At 51.2% G+C, this 14,404-nt stretch carries 21 protein-coding genes; 3 read left to right on the top strand and 18 right to left on the bottom strand.

What is annotated here, in order from left to right:
- Window positions 1-5: 5 nt before the first annotated feature.
- From AC1VYI_RS03795 to AC1VYI_RS03730, 14 genes are all read right to left on the bottom strand, one after another.
- Entirely contained in the window at window positions 6-158 is a 153-nt protein-coding gene (locus AC1VYI_RS03795) for a hypothetical protein (RefSeq protein WP_232969629.1), read from the bottom strand.
- Entirely contained in the window at window positions 151-594 is a 444-nt protein-coding gene (locus tag AC1VYI_RS03790) for an HNH endonuclease signature motif containing protein (RefSeq protein ID WP_063448492.1), read from the bottom strand. The genes AC1VYI_RS03795 and AC1VYI_RS03790 overlap by 8 nt, the downstream gene beginning before the upstream one ends.
- The gene (locus tag AC1VYI_RS03785) at window positions 594-887 is read right to left on the bottom strand and encodes a head-tail connector protein (protein ID WP_001549740.1); all 294 of its coding nucleotides are present in this window, start codon (window positions 885-887) and stop codon (window positions 594-596) included. Before AC1VYI_RS03785 ends, AC1VYI_RS03790 begins: the two co-directional genes overlap by 1 nt.
- Window positions 880-1,218: a phage head closure protein gene (locus AC1VYI_RS03780; RefSeq protein WP_063613752.1), complete on the bottom strand. Its 339-nt coding sequence runs from the start codon at window positions 1,216-1,218 to the stop codon at window positions 880-882. Before AC1VYI_RS03780 ends, AC1VYI_RS03785 begins: the two co-directional genes overlap by 8 nt.
- On the bottom strand, window positions 1,215-2,450 hold the full coding sequence (locus AC1VYI_RS03775) for a phage portal protein (protein WP_063613747.1): 1,236 nt from the start codon (window positions 2,448-2,450) through the stop codon (window positions 1,215-1,217). Before AC1VYI_RS03775 ends, AC1VYI_RS03780 begins: the two co-directional genes overlap by 4 nt.
- Before the next feature lies 1 nt (window position 2,451).
- Complete coding sequence (locus AC1VYI_RS03770; protein WP_019077813.1) at window positions 2,452-3,012, bottom strand: HK97 family phage prohead protease; 561 nt, start codon at window positions 3,010-3,012, stop codon at window positions 2,452-2,454.
- Between the two features lie 51 nt (window positions 3,013-3,063).
- Complete coding sequence (locus AC1VYI_RS03765) at window positions 3,064-4,230, bottom strand: phage major capsid protein (protein ID WP_482877596.1); 1,167 nt, start codon at window positions 4,228-4,230, stop codon at window positions 3,064-3,066.
- A gap of 231 nt (window positions 4,231-4,461) precedes the next feature.
- Window positions 4,462-4,761, bottom strand: a complete 300-nt coding sequence (locus AC1VYI_RS03760; protein ID WP_045327391.1) for a hypothetical protein — start codon at window positions 4,759-4,761, stop codon at window positions 4,462-4,464.
- 12 nt (window positions 4,762-4,773) lie between these two features.
- Window positions 4,774-5,028, bottom strand: a complete 255-nt coding sequence (locus tag AC1VYI_RS03755; RefSeq protein ID WP_045329600.1) for a hypothetical protein — start codon at window positions 5,026-5,028, stop codon at window positions 4,774-4,776.
- A 210-nt stretch (window positions 5,029-5,238) separates the two neighbouring features.
- Window positions 5,239-6,615 (bottom strand): helicase RepA family protein, encoded by a 1,377-nt coding sequence (locus tag AC1VYI_RS03750; protein WP_045327395.1) that lies wholly within the window; start codon window positions 6,613-6,615, stop codon window positions 5,239-5,241.
- A complete protein-coding gene (locus AC1VYI_RS03745; protein WP_014072026.1) occupies window positions 6,612-6,980 on the bottom strand; it encodes a hypothetical protein in 369 nt (122 codons plus the stop codon). The genes AC1VYI_RS03750 and AC1VYI_RS03745 overlap by 4 nt, the downstream gene beginning before the upstream one ends.
- The gene (locus AC1VYI_RS03740) at window positions 6,977-7,198 is read right to left on the bottom strand and encodes a hypothetical protein (RefSeq protein WP_006178882.1); all 222 of its coding nucleotides are present in this window, start codon (window positions 7,196-7,198) and stop codon (window positions 6,977-6,979) included. The genes AC1VYI_RS03745 and AC1VYI_RS03740 overlap by 4 nt, the downstream gene beginning before the upstream one ends.
- Complete coding sequence (locus tag AC1VYI_RS03735) at window positions 7,191-7,376, bottom strand: hypothetical protein (protein ID WP_047723482.1); 186 nt, start codon at window positions 7,374-7,376, stop codon at window positions 7,191-7,193. The genes AC1VYI_RS03740 and AC1VYI_RS03735 overlap by 8 nt, the downstream gene beginning before the upstream one ends.
- On the bottom strand, window positions 7,369-7,581 hold the full coding sequence (locus AC1VYI_RS03730) for a host cell division inhibitor Icd-like protein (protein ID WP_047344599.1): 213 nt from the start codon (window positions 7,579-7,581) through the stop codon (window positions 7,369-7,371). Before AC1VYI_RS03730 ends, AC1VYI_RS03735 begins: the two co-directional genes overlap by 8 nt.
- 193 nt (window positions 7,582-7,774) lie before the next feature.
- On the opposite strand from AC1VYI_RS03730, the gene AC1VYI_RS03725 reads away from it, so the two are divergent.
- Entirely contained in the window at window positions 7,775-8,071 is a 297-nt protein-coding gene (locus AC1VYI_RS03725; protein ID WP_063613739.1) for a YlcI/YnfO family protein, read from the top strand.
- A 329-nt stretch (window positions 8,072-8,400) separates the two neighbouring features.
- On the opposite strand, the gene AC1VYI_RS03720 is transcribed toward AC1VYI_RS03725, so the two are convergent.
- The 3 genes from AC1VYI_RS03720 to AC1VYI_RS03710 all read right to left on the bottom strand — a co-directional run bounded on the left by AC1VYI_RS03720 (window position 8,401) and on the right by AC1VYI_RS03710 (window position 10,657).
- Window positions 8,401-8,610 carry a helix-turn-helix transcriptional regulator gene (locus AC1VYI_RS03720; RefSeq protein WP_045327403.1) on the bottom strand — a complete coding sequence of 70 codons (210 nt, stop codon included), beginning with the start codon at window positions 8,608-8,610 and terminating at the stop codon, window positions 8,401-8,403.
- Between the two features lie 89 nt (window positions 8,611-8,699).
- The gene (locus tag AC1VYI_RS03715) at window positions 8,700-9,437 is read right to left on the bottom strand and encodes a hypothetical protein (RefSeq protein WP_045327405.1); all 738 of its coding nucleotides are present in this window, start codon (window positions 9,435-9,437) and stop codon (window positions 8,700-8,702) included.
- A complete protein-coding gene (locus AC1VYI_RS03710; RefSeq protein ID WP_482877560.1) occupies window positions 9,437-10,657 on the bottom strand; it encodes a tyrosine-type recombinase/integrase in 1,221 nt (406 codons plus the stop codon). Before AC1VYI_RS03710 ends, AC1VYI_RS03715 begins: the two co-directional genes overlap by 1 nt.
- Window positions 10,658-11,026: 369 nt before the next feature.
- On the opposite strand from AC1VYI_RS03710, the gene AC1VYI_RS03705 reads away from it, so the two are divergent.
- On the top strand, window positions 11,027-11,191 hold the full coding sequence (locus tag AC1VYI_RS03705; RefSeq protein WP_023309432.1) for a DUF2556 family protein: 165 nt from the start codon (window positions 11,027-11,029) through the stop codon (window positions 11,189-11,191).
- A 139-nt stretch (window positions 11,192-11,330) separates the two neighbouring features.
- A complete protein-coding gene (locus AC1VYI_RS03700) occupies window positions 11,331-13,412 on the top strand; it encodes a putative bifunctional diguanylate cyclase/phosphodiesterase (protein ID WP_226484380.1) in 2,082 nt (693 codons plus the stop codon).
- Here the strand turns inward: AC1VYI_RS03700 and envR are convergent.
- On the bottom strand, window positions 13,328-14,047 hold the full coding sequence (gene envR, locus AC1VYI_RS03695; RefSeq protein ID WP_134867087.1) for an acrEF/envCD operon transcriptional regulator: 720 nt from the start codon (window positions 14,045-14,047) through the stop codon (window positions 13,328-13,330). The two genes, AC1VYI_RS03700 and envR, sit on opposite strands and share 85 nt — an antisense overlap.
- Between the last annotated feature and the right edge of the window lie 357 nt (window positions 14,048-14,404).

Raw genomic sequence — 14,404 nt, 5'->3', positions numbered from 1 at the left:
GCCTGTCATCGGTTGCGGAAGCATTCCATAAGTTCCCGGTCACGCTGGCTCATGCGCTTTGCTACGGGCTTCGTGTGCGCTCTCTGTCTGGCTGGTTGCCATGCCTCGCGCAGCTTTATCAGCCCACTAATCAGCCGCTGCTGTTCCTGCTCAGTCATTGTCAGCCTCATGCATCCAGTCATTGCGACGGGCTGCACGATCTTCCTGCTCACGGTACAGCCCTGCTTTGCGCTTCGCTTTGGTGGTTGGGTCTTGCTGTGTGGTCTTCTGGTTATGATGCGCCTGGCATAACGGCTGGTGATTCCACTCAGGCCAGAACAGAACATCATCACCGCCGTTGATAGGGATGATGTGATCGACAATCTTTGCAGGCACGTAGAGGCCCAGCTTCTGACACTCAACGCACAGCGGATAGCGCTTAAGGTACTGAGCGCGGTACTTCTCCCATGAGGCTGAGTAACCACGCGCGCGCCGGTGGCCGCGTCTGGCATCCTCTGCCCGCCACGCTTCCCGCTTATGCTCGTCACACTTGCCAGACTTCACCCGTTTATTGCATCCCGGCTCTGTGCACCGGCGTAGTGGTTGCCACGGCATCAGTACACCCCCACATCTCGGTAGACAGACCACAAGGCAGAGACAGCCATCGGTATCTCTTTGGCGTCGGTGTCACCAATCATCGTGCGGTACTCGTACAACTGAGAAACGTACATCAGACAGCCGATCTTGATAGCAGGGGTGAACTCCAAACCGTTATCAAATCGCTTGCCGATATGCTTCTGGCAGACCTCCAGCGCAGCTTCGATGTACGCCTGTATCAGCGTGTCTTCATAATCATCATCAATACGGCAATGCAGCTTTGCTTCTTCCAGACCGATTAACTCACTCATTGAAAATGCCTCCCTTGCACAGCAGCTCAAGCCGGGTGTGATCCACATCAGGAATGACGGCCACAATGCCGTAAACCTGCCCCCGGACGTTTGGAGAGCGGTACAGAATGCGGTTTGCGGCGGTTATATCGTGGCGGTAGCGCGTCCAGATTCGCACTGTAGCCTCGGAGTAAAGTGCCCCGGAAGACATGCGCTCACGCCCGCTGATAGCACGAATTTCAGCCCAGACTGTGGCAAGGTCAGCCCATTCATAGATAACCTGACCAGTCGGGTCGCGGTGAGATTCAGACTTCTGAAAGATAACGCGGCGTTTCATCTTTCCGGCTCTCATTCGTCCCCCTCCTTGCCGTCTTTGCTGATCTTCACTTCCTGCTTCCATGCCTGGCTGAATTCGTCACCACCTTCACGCGGCGGCATCCCCTCACGTTCACGGGCTTCGTTCGGGTTCATGATCCCGTTCTTAATACCGCGCTCATAAGTGGCATAACGTTCGGTTGGCGTGGCGCGGAGAAGATCAGCAGAGTCAAACTCCACCTGATAGCGGGTTCCCGGAACGGGAGAGGCCACCAGCAGCGCAGATTTGATTTGCTGTTCGAAGTTAGCCAGCCACGGGCGCATCGTCATGGTGAGGAATGCGCGGCTCGCTTCACTAAAGTTGCTGTAGGTGCTGTTGCTGTATTCCTGGAGGAAAATAGGCGACACGTTGAACATGCGGGCAATGTCTTCGATGGTGAAGCGGCGAGAGGCCAGCCATTCGGCATCCTGGTTGCTCATACCAAGCTGCTTGTAGTCCATCCCGCCCTCAAGGATCGGCACTTTCCCTGCATTTTTAGCGCCTTTATATCGATCCAGTGCATCCATAGCCTGCTTGCCCTTTACGCTGTCGAGATACTCAGCTGTGGTTATGACTCCCGCCGCCATCATGCCATCTTTCATAATGCTGGCACCGTGGCGCTGCTGTGCCAGACCTAAACCCAGCGCCTCACGGCAGATGGAGATCGGAGAACGCCCCAGAAAACCATCATCGGTGGAGTAACGCAGGTGCAGGATCTCTTCCTGTAGATAGGTGCGCACAGCCCCGCTAAACGGCTCAGTAACAGTGTATTTGTACTTATGCTGGCCGATACGCTCAGGAACAACCGCCCCCGGCGCATACGGATGCAGGGATTGTGGCTGGCCGTCACGGCCCCACTGGATCACCGCATAGGCGTTACCATTAAGTAGGCAGTGACGCATCATCGTGCGTTTAAACTGGTAAGGCGTCTGGCAGTCGTTCGGCTGCTCGTTCAGGAGAAAATCCACTGGGTGATTACTCAGCCATTCTCGCGCCTCACGACCATTATCATTACGGACGCGGTAGAGATAGCAGGGCATTGTTGCCACCGCCTCACTGATAACTGATACGGCGTTCATGACCGCAGGCAGAGATTCCGCAGTACCCGCAGACACATGCTCGCCTGATCCGGTATTAGGAATCCCTGCCATCGCCAGCCACTCATCAATGGTCATACTGCGCTGTTCGGAGGGTTCAGACTTACGGCCAAACGGCCAGATATTCCACATATCAGAGCCCCGCTAATTCAGCCCAGCGGCGACGGTTATCGCCAGCGCGGCGCAGTTCAGGATGTTGGGAGAAAAGAGAACGGTGCGCGATTTCCACGCCAGACTCAGGATAAGCAGGCATAGAGGTAACGGTAATCTCCCGCAGTTCGGCAGCGGTAACAGTGCGCAGATATGGAGACTGAGCAATATCCCACGCCTCTTTCAGCGCACGAAAACCGAAGCTCATGCCAGAGATATCCCCGCGCTCCACCAGCTCCAGTACATCGTTGCCAAGCTGGGTATTCGGCGGGGTCAGCTCGAAGCGCAGCCCGGTATCGTCTTCGGACAGCACCAGCGTGCCGGATTTGGTACGCCCCAGCAGCTGGGTATAGTTATGCTCGTACAGCGCCCGCACATCGCTACCGGATGCCAGGCTGTCTTTAAACGCTCCCGGCGCAAACTGCTCGCGGAACTCGTCCCAGATAATTTCTGAGAGACTGTTCCAGCGCACGGCATAGCCCACCAGCTTTTTGTTGCTGGCGCTCACTTCGGAGGTACGGATTTCAAAATCTATTGTTTTCATTACTGGACTCCACAGAGGGCAAAAAGGGGCCGAAGCCCCTTAAACGTCAAATCAGGAACCGGAGCCGGAAAGCTCAAGCACCTTGATGGCGTTGGAGTCCACCACGCCGCCGCCCAGGTATTTATCGGTATGCACCTTGTAGAAACCCGGTTCGGTGATGTTGTCAGGACGGGTACGCACGCCAGTGGTGTGATCAACGATGAAGTAGCCGCGCTTGAAGTCGCCCACAGCGAGGAACGCTTTACCTGCCTCCGCATCCGGCATGGTTTCCAGGTACTGAACAGGACGGCCCAGCAGCGTATCGGGAGAACCGGCAACCAGACGATCGCGCCAGATGTAATCCCCGTTGCCGTTTTTCAGCTTTTGCAGTTTGGCTGCGGTGTTGGAGTTCATCACCCATACGGCGTTTTTGCGGTATTTGGCTTTCAGCTTATACAGCAGGTCGATCAGGCCATCAGAGGAAACGTCAGCGGCTTCCATCTTCTCCAGCGTACCGAACGGACGGGTTTTATCGGCAGTGGCCGCGCGAGGGTAAGACAGGAAGCCCTTGGATTTTTTATCACCGTCGCCGTTTACGAAGTCACTCTCTTCGGTCGCGGTGAAGGTGTCGGCAATTTCAGAAGACAGCCAGCCCAGAATGTCCACCTCGGAGAAGTCGAGAATCTCCTGAGTGGTTTTCGGGTAGGCGTAGATCGGGTTGAGTTTGATATCAACGCGCTCCATCTTCGGCGTGCTGGTTTCGGTACGTGGTTCACCTTCGGTGCCGCGATTAACGGTAGTGCCGCCTACAGATACCAGCTTCTGGTATTCGTTGGTTTTGGTGGTCTTCACCGTTGCGATGGAGCGCATCACGCTATCATCCTGCAACTGGCGCATAATCTCTTTGTCCAGCTCAGGGATAACGGTATAGCCGCCGTCAGCCTGCACCAGCATGGAGAGAGAGCGGGTATCACCGGTCATGATGTAGTGGCGTAGCTCGTCGTTGCTTACTGGCTCACCTTCAACGGAAGTACCAGGCAGATTGCGCTGATCGTCGGCGACGGCTTCAAGACGGGTAATTTCAACTTCAAGCGCATCAGCCTGGGCGCGGAGTTCGTCGAACTGTTTGCCCTCTTCATCGTTCAGGCTGCGTTTTTCGGTGTCGGCTTTGTCCAGCATGGAACGCATCTGGGTTTTGAGTGCGGCTTTCTGCTGGCGTAATTCGAGTAATTTCTTCATGGAGTGGTTTCCGTAACAATTAACGTTGAGACGTGAAACCAGCGCGGGAAAGGGTGAGGCCGTTTAATCTTTTTCTGCATCCCACAGGCTACTTCGCGCAGCTTGATTAAACGGCCAGTGGCGGCTCACGTCTGAGTGCCACTCTTCAAAATATACATACTTATTAATAAGTAAACGTCATTTTTCAGTGATGAACAGTAATGAAAATTAACGAGCAATTAATTTACAAATCTATTCTTTAGCGCAGTCAAGAGCGTCATCAAGAAGCTCTCGCTTCGCTTTCAGTTCCCCGATAAGAATATCCAACTGCTCTTTGCTGGCGGCAATAACTTCACCAGAAAATTGATGCCGTAGAAAGCCATTGTGATCGATGAAAAAGAATGACTCCCGCTTTACCATCTCGCGGTATTCACTCAGCGGCATAAGCTGTAATTCCGCTTTGCTGTCTGGTATACCGAACGTATCTTTGTGCTCTACTATTTTCTGGATCAGAACCTTCGAATAAACAACATCATCAGTTTTACTTGTCATGAAATTTGTCCTTTAGTGGATGGTTTTTCCGAGTGTGACAACATTAGCTGTCTTCTTCATTGAGCTGAGTAAGTGGCGCATGGATTCCACTTCTGAAAGCCCCATGCTGGCACCATGCTCAATAATTCTGCCTATTGCCTCCGTAGCCATTTCCGAGGCAGCCTGCTCTGCAATGTCACGGGGCATATCAGGATGCAGGTAGCCCAAAAAACAAAGCCTTATTTCCGACTCCATTTGCTCAATCAATTTTTCACTTTCTTTGCTCATAATTAAACCGCCATAATTTAAATGCCACTCATGCCGCACTTAGCGCCGCTCTTGCTAATGCCACACTTAATGCCGCGCCAGATTTTTCAAAAACACGCTCAAAGCCAGTAATGACGGGGGTTTCAGCTACCCGCCGCATTTAGCGCGTGTATACAGGGGCAAAGTGCGGCAATTGGTCAAAAAACGCACCAAACGCCGCACATGCCGCTTTTACTGCCGCGCTTGGTCGATTGTTGCCGGATAGAGGTTGTCACCTTCAATGCGAATGATTTGCTCACTCTCCAGCTTGTTCAGCCAGCGTGAGAAGGACTTTCTTACATTCTCTGCACCCAGCGTTGCACGCAGATCGTCTTTAATGACAGCGATAGTACAAGGCTCACCGCTTGCTGTTCGGCTGCGTACCGCCTGCCACAGCGCCTGATGGTTATCGCTAAGGCGTGACACGCTGGTAAGCTCAGGCTCTACCTCCCTTGCGTCTCTCGGATGATCATGTACCACCAGAGAGCAAACCAGCTCACCATCATCATCGGTGTAAAGCTCAGCCGTTCTCAGGTCATACGCCTTACGTTCTGGCTCCTCCGCGTCTTTCATCTTGGTACAGGTCAGAATAAGCGCCTTTCCATCCCCTTCACGCTTAACGTTAAATTCAGTATCAAGCGCAGCGCGGAAAGCACTGGAACCGCGAGCGCCTTTCCCTTCATCTTTGCCGGAGTGGTGAACTACCAGCACCGTTGCACCCGTTTTCTGTTTGATAACGTCACACCCTTCAATAAATGCCCCCATATCACGAGCATCGTTCTCGTCGTTACCGCCAAAACAACGGGCCAGGGTATCGATCACCACCATGCGAACCGGCACACCACATTCAGCTTCAATCTGCCTGGCAGCCAGAAGCACTTCCGTTACCTCTGACTCGCGCACAGGAAACACCGGACGATTGACCAGCCAGAGGTTGTCTGCCTGTATGCCGTGCACCTGCTCCCAAGCCTTTATACGCCGGGGAACGCCTACGCCCCCCTCACCAACCACATACAGCACCGCGCCGGAAGTGACCTTCTTCCCAGCCCATGGCAGACCCGCAGCAATGTGACAGGCCCACGACACGGCGAGAAAACTCTTATACGAACCGCTGGGACCGTAAATGCTGCACAGTGATTGCGCTGGCAGAAAGTGTTTAAGGATATAGTCCTGACGGATATCAAATCCCTCAGAACCGCGAGAGAGAGGCAGCTTTGTCCTGAACTTTGCACCAGCATCAGGGAAGACGCGGTGAATGCGCTGCACGTCAGACAGCATGGCATTCATTTCCCCTTCGCCTATCTCTTCCACCAGCACAGAACGCCGCGCAGTAATCATTTGTTTGCGGTCAGTATCAAGATACCCGGCATCACAAAGCTCCTCATACGGCATTGCTGCTATCTGGTTGAGGCGAGCCACCAGCTTCCCGTAACGGGTAGTTGGATCTTTATGCTGGTGGAGCGCTTTATCCAAATCGCTGCGGCTGTACTGCTTGCCGTGCGCCCACAGATACGAACAGGTAAACAGGGCATCAGATACAGTTTCTACAGCTGTCAGTTGTACCGTCATTTTGGAATGCCCCCGCTCATCTGGAATTTACCGATCAGAGGATGGAACCAGTACGCAGAGCCATATTTGCGCTTAGCGCTGCGTAACACCAGCCGAGCCGCTTCCCTGAACTTTTCATCAGGCGCAACAAATCCGCCAGATTTCAGCTTAACCAGCATCACCCCTGTGTTTTTCGCCAACTCCTCAGCCTTTTTGGTTGAGATACCGTATTCAGCGGCCAGTGTTGCTACTGGCGTCATACCCGGAGGGATTTCTCCTCCCTGACTATCGGTGAGTGACTTAACCTGTGCCTCAAGATGCAAAATCTTTTCAACCAGCAGATCAACGCGGTTAGCCAGCTCGTTGAATTTCACGTTACTGATCATTTGCGTTCCCCTTCAGCTGGAAGGACGAATGACTTATCCAAAGCGTTAGCCAGATCATCAGCCAAGCGCGATGCAATATCCATTAAAGCCATCAGGTGGATGCGCTTCTTTTCATCGTTCGCTATAGCTACAAAAGCTGCACACGAAAGAAGAGCCGAAACCTCTTGAGCAGTGGTCAATAAGTCTTGATCGCTCTTGTAGGTATAAAGGTTATCCATTGAGCGCCCCCTTTGAATTCTGCTCGACCATGCTTGCCGCCAGTTGATCCGATACTCGTCTGGCCAGACTGATAAGGTTTTCACGCTCAACCTGATCTACGTCGCACTCCTCGACAACCATCAACAACGCAGCCAGTTCACAGGCTATTGACGTGCTTTTATTGGTTAATTCACGCATGGCAAACCTCCACAACCCGAAGATCATGAAATGGCAGGCGAGCAGCAAAAATGAGGTTTACCCCCGGCATAGTCTCGCGGGCCTCCTGTTCGCTGGATGCGTTGACGTAGATCACCAATGGTTTGGCGGTAGGGTAGTGCTCAGAAGCGGAGAGAAATCTCCATGTAAATTCCGGGCGAGTTTGGGTAGACTTCTTGAAAGCCATAGCTGTTACCTCAGATAACGGTTTGGTTAGAGGCCCGTTGGTGTTGGTAGCGCCAGCGGGCTTCGTCTTTTCTGTACCCTGATTATCAACCAAGGTGTAAGTAACTTTATTTTTAGGTGGCTTACATGTCAATGCTTTTGTGTAAGACTGATTCTGTGTATATTGTCTTACACCAGCATACGGAGGATTGCAGATGGCTACAGGCCCCAAAAACACGAAGTCACAATCATTAACCGCCCGCATCCCACACGATGTCATAGAGGGAATGGAGTCCGTCAAACGGAACGACGAAAGCAATGCAGCGTTCATCGTAGCCGCCATGCGCGGGGAGATCGCCCGACGCCAAGCAGAAGGAAACGGGGAAAATATCCTTGTTTCTTCCCTCGATACGCTAGCGCAGGCAGAAAAGATTGGAGTCAAAGCCTCCGAAGAGATCGGACAACTTATCAGCGTTGTTCGTGACGAACTCCAGCGCAGGAAGGCCAAGTAAGCAGACAAGGAGTGATACCCGATATCTGGATAACGGTCGAAACTACGGGATTTTCCCGGGGTATGCTGCATTGCAGTACACCCGGCACTCTGTTCCAGTTCTCCCGAAGTTTCGGGAGATTGGGTATGCGCCAATGCCGTACACCCTAAACAGCCCAATTTCTGGGTAGTTTCACGTAACCGCTCCATTGACGCAGTTCCTGTAATCACAGGAGCGCTCAGGCTTTGACCACCAGCTATAGGCCTGGTATGCTGATTCTGTTCTTTGTTTTCGGTACTACACTGGCGGCCCTGCATGGTCGCCTTTGTTTTTTGTGCCATACCTCCCCCTTAAGCTGCTTTGCAGCGGCTTTGCTGCCACTCAGAAACTTCAGAGAGAAGCCAACCCACAGCACGGCCACCCAGTTTACGGCGGGCTGGGAATTGACCTTCTTTTTCCATCATGTAGCGGGTTGTACGGCAGATGCCTGTTAACTGGCGGCACTCGGCTTCGCGGATAACTCTTTCTGCTGGCAGCTGGGGTTGTTTAATGTTGTTCATAAAAAAATGCTCTCGTTCGCTAAGGTTCGAGAGCATTTAAAAACAACGTTAAAATTGATCGGGTGATATCACATTATCTAGTGGTGATATCACCTACCTAAATATTTCTGCCATGTCTGCCGGTGGGTTTCCGGGAGGTCAACACCTTTCCTCGCTGCTGTTGCTTCTATGATGTTTACGATTTTTGATACAGGGGTATTATCGAAATCTACATCAGACATATCATCAATGAGACGTAATAAGCATTTAATTAACTCGCCTTTTTTAGCAACTGTTTTTCCAGACTCATCCATAGACGGGAAAGATGGTTCCTGCTTTATGTCTTCCAATTGCTCAGCCATTACGCAAAGAAATCTCTTTGAAATTCTAAAGTCCTTTTCAAAGAGAACTACAAGTGCTTCTTCTGATGTAATATCTGGCTCAGTAGATATACCTGACACTGAGAAATAGTCGTCTTCATCTGTAAACTCCAGATCTATGCAGTCAATTGGCCCAATATAGAAAAAGCCCTTAACCTTTTCGACGTTATACCCTCTACCAAAATCACCATCTTTATTAATGATGTTAGAAATAGAAATGCGCCAATGCTCATCAACAATATCAGTTGCATTGCCAATATCCTCATGAAAACCAAAAGGAACATTCATAACCATTCGCCCTATATTTTCGTCGGGCACAATATCACAGTAAAAACACAATCTTAGCGATTCAGTCGCTGCATAATGAAAAATATCTCTCGCAGAGCAATGTAATTTTTGCGCAGCAATATCAATCGGATAATATAATCTTTCAGGAAGCTCGTACTTCTTTTCATCGGTTCTTTTCATTATTTCACCGCCATTATAACAACATTATTTTGGCTTTCAGAGAGCAGGTCTAAACGATCCATCCACTTATTCAATGCGTCCAGCTTTTCAGGTAAATACTGACTGCGGTTATAAACGGACATGACACCCCCCAGCGCATGGCCCAGAAGCTGCTCGACAACATGCGGAGCAATTCCCATGTTGTTCAGAGTCGTGGAAAACGTACGGCGTAGATCGTGAAGCGTCCACGGTTCAGAGTGGCCCAGACGCTTATACAACATCCTTCCCCACTGACTGACAGCTTCCGGTTTCTTTATCTCTCCAAGCAAAAGCCCTGTGCTTTGGTGCTGCTCTAAGAGCTGTTTGATAAATGGGCGGATATCTACGGGAATAGGCCGTAGTATTTTCTCACCACCTTTGCTGTGCTCTTTTGGTACCGTCCAAACCCAATCATTTAGATCCCATTCGCTTACGCGAGACAATCTCAATTCCTGAGTTCGGCACCCAAACACCACTAGCAGACGTAAAAGCGCTGAGTAGTAGGGCTTAAATTTCAGTCCGGTACTTTCCCGCCAGATATCGGCAAGCTCCTGTCTGGTATGTTCCCGGTCGCGCTTATTCTGCTTTCTGCCTACATCGTCGATCGTCAGGTCGTCCAGGACGTTGCTCACCGCGTACCGATGAACCCGGCAGAACTTAAGAGCTTGCTTACACATCTGCAAAAGATAGCCAGCAGCTACAGGCGCTTCGTTCCTTACCCTGGCGAAACATTCCAACCAGTGGCGAGTTTCACACATAGAAAGCGGATAAGTGCCTATATAAGGAAAGATATGCTTATTGAGCTGCTCAATGTGCTTTTCAACATTAGCGCGGTTATGGGTGGCATATTCCCTGATCCAGTATTCAAGGACATCCCTGACCGTCACCGGTTTTAACGTTTCCTGAGTGGTAACGCTCAACTGGTGCTTTGGATTCTTTCCTTCTGCGAGCCATGCGCGACACTGCTCTCGTTTCTCACGAGCTGCTTTAAGTGAAAGGTCTGGATAATTACCCAGCTTTATACGCTGAGATTTTGATTCCCGGCCACCTATGCGGAAAGTGAAATACCAGGTCAATACGCCCGATCTGGACACCTTCACACTTAGCCCATCGCCATCAGCATAGAAGCTGTCTCCGGGGCTTTCTCTTCCCAGCATTTTACGAAGCGACGTGTCGCTTAATTTGTTCGTTCCACCAGCCATAGAAAACCTTAGTTCATATTGGAGACTGACTGCACCACTGACTGCACATCTCAATGTTACTCTATGAACGGCAATGAACAAAGGCAAACCAGAAAAACAATTTTATTGTTTTGTATCAGCATGATAGACGAACATTATCAAACATAGCCAAACGGTAAAAAACGTAGGTTTTGAAAATACGGCATGAACTGATACTAATCAGTTAAATGCTTGTTTAAAAAGGCGCTCTTCGGCATGGGGAAGCGCCTTTTTTATTACCTGCGCTTCTCCGTCAACGCATTGTAAACCTTCGCCTCTCCCGCTTTTCAACCACGGTTTTTCGTGTATATTTCCCCCACCTTACTGGCGATCTTCTCGCGGAATGACACAATGATTCGTAAATACTGGTGGCTGGTTGTCTTTGCAATCTCCGTTCTCATTTTCGATACACTCCTGATGCAGTGGATTGAACTGATGAGCACCGAAACCGATAAGTGTCGCAATATGAACTCCGTTAATCCGCTGAAACTCGTGAACTGCTCAGAGCTCGACTAACCGCCCGATTGCGCAAACCACCCCGTTATTACCCACTAAAAACGGGGATTTAAATCCCTTTGAGCCATTACCTGACGGTGATAATGTCTCGCCCTTCTCAACCGCTCTAGCGTAACCCCACACTCGAGTAGAACCGTCCATGCTGGTCAGCCAATACAACCCTATCCTTGTCGTCCTCTCCTTTGTTGTTGCCATTCTTGCTGCGTATACCGCGTTGAACATGGCTGCACGCGTCGCCGGGAGTGAAGGTGTCGCTGCCCGCGTCTGGCTGGCTGGCGGCGGTATTGCTATGGGCATCGGCGTATGGGCCATGCATTTTATCGGCATGCTGGCGATGGACCTCTCCATGAGCATGAGCTACAACGCCACCCTGACGGTGTTATCCATGGTCATCGCCGTGGGTTCGTCGCTGTTTGCGCTATGGCTCGTGAGCTGCGAGCAACTACGCCTGCGCCGACTGCTGCCCGGCGCGCTGGTGATGGGGAGCGGTATTGTTGCTATGCATTACACCGGCATGGCGGCGCTGGAAGTGATGCCCGGGATTATCTGGGACAAGATGTGGGTGGCCATGTCGGTCGTGATTGCGCTTGCCGCTTCGCTCGCGGCATTATGGCTCACCTTCCGCCTGCGTCGCGAAGCCGCGCAGGTCGTGCTGATGCGCATGGGTGCCGCCATCACGATGGGAATTGCCATTGCCGGCATGCACTATGCCGGGATGAAAGCGGCGCAGTTTCCGATGTCCACAATGGTTCACCATGAGGGAATCAACGGGAGCTGGCTGGCGGTGCTGGTCAGCGTCGTCGCGCTCTCAATTCTTGGGATCACCCTGCTGGTGTCGATGCTGGATGCCCGCCTTCAGGCACGTACCGCCCTTCTGGCCTCGTCGCTGGCAGAAGCTAACCGGGAACTCGCTCAACTGGCGCTACACGATACCCTGACGCGCCTGCCCAACCGTATCCTGCTGGAAGACAGACTCGATCAGGCCATCAGCAAAGCCGATCGTGAAGGGAACCACTTTGCCCTGATGTTCATGGATCTTGACGGCTTTAAAGCCATCAATGATGCCTACGGCCATGATGTTGGTGACAGGCTGCTGGTCGCAGTTACGCAGCGTCTGCTGCTTCTTCTGAAAGGCCAGTTCACCCTTGCACGTATCGGCGGTGATGAATTTGTTCTGCTGGCAGAGGGAGAAGGTCCGGACGACGCTGCATCGCTTGCGAATTCGCTGGTGCGCGCGATCGATAGCCCGTTCAACCTCAGCCCCTATGAACTGGTAGTGACCCTCAGCATTGGTATCGCGCTGTACCCTCACGACGGCAAAACCGAGCGTGAGCTGATGTTTAACGCCGACGCGGCGATGTATCACACGAAGCATATGGGCCGTAACGGTTACCACTTTTTCCAGCCCTCCATGAACACCCTGGCGCAGACCCATCTCCAGTTAATGAACGATCTGTGGATGGCAATCGATCGCAATGAGCTGCGCCTGCTGTATCAGCCAAAATTTCACGCCCCGGCGGGCCCGGTCCTCGGATTCGAGGCGTTATTGCGCTGGCAGCATCCTAAGCAGGGGCTACTGACGCCGGACCTTTTTCTGCCGCTGGCGGAAAAAACGGGGCTAATCGTCCCCATTGGCAACTGGGTGATTCATGAAGCCTGCCGCCAGCTGCGGGAATGGCATCTCCAGGGGCATCAAAGCTGGTCAATGGCGGTAAACCTGTCGACACTGCAGTTTGAACAACCTTCACTGGTTAAAACGGTTCTCGACTGCCTGGCACTTCACCAGGTGCCACCGGAAATGTTGATCCTCGAAGTGACGGAAACCACGGCGATGAGCAACCCGGATGAGAGCGTACGCGTGCTGACAGAGCTGACGGATGCGGGCGTGAAGGCTTCCATTGATGATTTTGGCACCGGATATTCGAGCCTGCTGTACCTCAAGCGATTACCGGCCTGCGAATTGAAAATCGACAGGGCGTTTGTGAAAGAGCTCAGCGGCGAGAGCGAGGATGCCACTATTGTCTCAGCAATTGTGGCTCTCGCTAAAACACTTAACCTGAAAGTCGTGGCTGAAGGTGTGGAAACCGAAGCGCAGCAAGCCTTTTTAACCGAGCTTGGCTGTAACACCCTTCAGGGTTATCTGTTAGGTAAACCCGTCAGCGCGCAGACCATAGAGGCACTTTGTGCCCGAGGGGAAATGTTACCTGGCGCTGAACAGTAAGCACCCCCATCTGGCGACACGCGAATAACCGGGAGTGTCGCCAGTATGCTATCGACCAGAACGGGAGCCTGCTGATAAAGATTAAAGCTGTCGTTATTCATTAACCAGTTTTTGATTATTCCGCTAAAAAAACCGTGGAATACAATCAAGGTGAGATCAACATTCACCTGTGGCGAAATGATGTTTCGCGAAATACAGGTCTCCAGCGCGGCGCGTAGCGTGTCATCGTTGAATCCGATACGCTTTCTGATTTCACGCTCAGAAATCATATCACTGCTAAATTCACACTTATGATACAGAATTTGTAAAAGCGCACATTGCCGGGGGTCATGGGCAATATACTGCAGCGCGGTAATAAATTGCTCACGAAGTTTTAACAATGGATCATCACTATCGGAAAGGGAAAGCCTGTCGTGAATAATGTCGCGAAGCGGTAATTGCTGTTCCCAGATGGCATTAAATATTTCAGATTTACTGGTGAAGTGCCAGTAGATCGCACCGCGCGTCACCTTAGCGGCATCAGCGATATCCGTCAGCGTCGTGCTGGCTACGCCACGCGTGGCAAACTGTCCGATAGCCGCCTCAATCAGCTGCTGCCGGGTTTGTTGAGCCTCTTCTTTCTTTTTACGCGCCATAGGCAACTACTCGTTACTCACAAGGTTTAAAGATCATATTGCGTTCATGCAAATGTAAGTATTCACTAAAATCCGTTTTAATTTTGCACAAAAAAAGTCACCCCTCTTGATTTATAATTAATACAAATATATCCAATCAATTAAATTGACGGAATGAATAATTATAAAATATTAAACTCATTTACCTGATTAACATGTCTGACTATATCCCAGAATGAAGCCGGCCTGATTCTTATTTTTTTCTACAAACATGGTCATTCGCACTTATAAATTAAAAAACATTAAATACCCTCATTATTATACGCAGCTACATTTTATTTTTATCCCTCTGCCCCTGCTACCGATTCGCGGCATATA

The organism is Enterobacter sp. QK-SA4, from assembly GCF_056856775.1.
This window is presented reverse-complemented; position numbering and strand designations above follow the sequence as displayed.

What these genes read in the sequence shown, in the direction of transcription:
- AC1VYI_RS03720 (WP_045327403.1), bottom strand. Translation starts at nt 8,610, where the DNA reads ATGAACAACATTAAACAACCCCAGCTGCCAGCAGAAAGAGTTATCCGC.
- AC1VYI_RS03760 (WP_045327391.1), bottom strand. Translation starts at nt 4,761, where the DNA reads ATGACAAGTAAAACTGATGATGTTGTTTATTCGAAGGTTCTGATCCAG.
- AC1VYI_RS03790 (WP_063448492.1), bottom strand. Translation starts at nt 594, where the DNA reads ATGCCGTGGCAACCACTACGCCGGTGCACAGAGCCGGGATGCAATAAA.
- AC1VYI_RS03710 (WP_482877560.1), bottom strand. Translation starts at nt 10,657, where the DNA reads ATGGCTGGTGGAACGAACAAATTAAGCGACACGTCGCTTCGTAAAATG.
- AC1VYI_RS03780 (WP_063613752.1), bottom strand. Translation starts at nt 1,218, where the DNA reads ATGAGAGCCGGAAAGATGAAACGCCGCGTTATCTTTCAGAAGTCTGAA.
- AC1VYI_RS03775 (WP_063613747.1), bottom strand. Translation starts at nt 2,450, where the DNA reads ATGTGGAATATCTGGCCGTTTGGCCGTAAGTCTGAACCCTCCGAACAG.
- AC1VYI_RS03700 (WP_226484380.1), top strand. Translation starts at nt 11,331, where the DNA reads ATGCTGGTCAGCCAATACAACCCTATCCTTGTCGTCCTCTCCTTTGTT.
- AC1VYI_RS03750 (WP_045327395.1), bottom strand. Translation starts at nt 6,615, where the DNA reads ATGACGGTACAACTGACAGCTGTAGAAACTGTATCTGATGCCCTGTTT.
- AC1VYI_RS03785 (WP_001549740.1), bottom strand. Translation starts at nt 887, where the DNA reads ATGAGTGAGTTAATCGGTCTGGAAGAAGCAAAGCTGCATTGCCGTATT.
- AC1VYI_RS03730 (WP_047344599.1), bottom strand. Translation starts at nt 7,581, where the DNA reads ATGGCTTTCAAGAAGTCTACCCAAACTCGCCCGGAATTTACATGGAGA.
- AC1VYI_RS03735 (WP_047723482.1), bottom strand. Translation starts at nt 7,376, where the DNA reads ATGCGTGAATTAACCAATAAAAGCACGTCAATAGCCTGTGAACTGGCT.
- AC1VYI_RS03765 (WP_482877596.1), bottom strand. Translation starts at nt 4,230, where the DNA reads ATGAAGAAATTACTCGAATTACGCCAGCAGAAAGCCGCACTCAAAACC.
- AC1VYI_RS03745 (WP_014072026.1), bottom strand. Translation starts at nt 6,980, where the DNA reads ATGATCAGTAACGTGAAATTCAACGAGCTGGCTAACCGCGTTGATCTG.
- AC1VYI_RS03755 (WP_045329600.1), bottom strand. Translation starts at nt 5,028, where the DNA reads ATGAGCAAAGAAAGTGAAAAATTGATTGAGCAAATGGAGTCGGAAATA.
- AC1VYI_RS03770 (WP_019077813.1), bottom strand. Translation starts at nt 3,012, where the DNA reads ATGAAAACAATAGATTTTGAAATCCGTACCTCCGAAGTGAGCGCCAGC.
- envR (WP_134867087.1), bottom strand. Translation starts at nt 14,047, where the DNA reads ATGGCGCGTAAAAAGAAAGAAGAGGCTCAACAAACCCGGCAGCAGCTG.
- AC1VYI_RS03795 (WP_232969629.1), bottom strand. Translation starts at nt 158, where the DNA reads ATGACTGAGCAGGAACAGCAGCGGCTGATTAGTGGGCTGATAAAGCTG.
- AC1VYI_RS03740 (WP_006178882.1), bottom strand. Translation starts at nt 7,198, where the DNA reads ATGGATAACCTTTATACCTACAAGAGCGATCAAGACTTATTGACCACT.
- AC1VYI_RS03725 (WP_063613739.1), top strand. Translation starts at nt 7,775, where the DNA reads ATGGCTACAGGCCCCAAAAACACGAAGTCACAATCATTAACCGCCCGC.
- AC1VYI_RS03715 (WP_045327405.1), bottom strand. Translation starts at nt 9,437, where the DNA reads ATGAAAAGAACCGATGAAAAGAAGTACGAGCTTCCTGAAAGATTATAT.
- AC1VYI_RS03705 (WP_023309432.1), top strand. Translation starts at nt 11,027, where the DNA reads ATGATTCGTAAATACTGGTGGCTGGTTGTCTTTGCAATCTCCGTTCTC.